Here is a 1,012-nt window from a genome sequence, read left to right on the forward strand (position 1 = left end):
CCTCCGGGGGAGCCCCCCGGAGGGACCCCCGGGCGCCGCGCCCCCGTCGCGCCGGGGACCGACGGCTCCCCGGGGCCCACCGTGGAGGTCACCGGCCTCCGGGTCGTTCACCCGGGCGCCGACACCCCGGCGGTCGAGGACATCTCCTTCACCGTGCGCCCCGGCGAGGTGCTCGGCCTCCTCGGCCCCTCCGGTGCCGGGAAGTCCACCGTCCAGGCGGTTCTCGCCCGCCTGATCCGCCCCGCCGCCGGAACCGTCACCGTCCTCGGCACCCCGCTGGGGGAGTGGGGCCACGACTACTTCGACCACGTCGGGGTCGCCTTCGAGCTCCCCGCCGCCCGCCTGCGGCTCACCGCCCGCCGCAACCTGACCGCCTTCGCCGCCCTCCACCGGGTCCCCACCGCCGACCCGCTCGAACTGCTCGCCCAGGTGGACCTCGCCGATCGCGCGGACCACCGCGTCGCGACCTTCTCCAAGGGGATGCGGATGCGACTGGAGCTGGCCCGGGCCCTGATCAACCGCCCCCGCCTGCTGCTGCTGGACGAGCCCACCTCCGGGCAGGACCCGGTGCGGGCGGCCCGACTGCGGGAGGTGATCCGGGCCGAGGCCGACCGGGGCGCCGCGGTCGTCCTGACCACCCACGACATGGACACCGCCGACCGCCTCTGCGACCGGCTGGCCTTCGTCTCCGGCGGCCGGATCGCCGCCGTGGACACCCCCCGCGGCTTCCGCCTGGGCCACGGCCGTCCCGGCGTGATCGTCGAGTACCGGGACCCGGAGGGCGCCGGCGACACCCGACGGGTGCGACGGATCGCGGACACCACCGCCCCGGGGGTCGCCGAGGAACTGGCCGGCCTGCTGCGTGCCGGTGTCGTGGAAACCCTGCACACCCGCGAGGCCGGGCTGGACGAGGTCTTCGCCGCCCTCACCGGGGACCGGCTGTGACGGCCGACGGCCCGCTCCCTCCCGCCACCCCGCCCGCCGGCGCGCCGCGGCGGGCGCGGACCACGGC

At 77.9% G+C, this 1,012-nt stretch carries 1 protein-coding gene; it reads left to right on the top strand.

The window, feature by feature from the left end:
* Positions 1-945: ABC transporter ATP-binding protein (locus FOE67_RS26855; protein ID WP_194444830.1), on the top strand; the 945-nt coding region annotated here is incomplete at its 5' end.
* Positions 946-1,012: the final 67 nt, after the last annotated feature.

The organism is Streptomyces calidiresistens (genome assembly GCF_014141525.1).
GTDB classification, from domain to species: Bacteria; Actinomycetota; Actinomycetes; order Streptomycetales; family Streptomycetaceae; genus Streptomyces; species Streptomyces calidiresistens.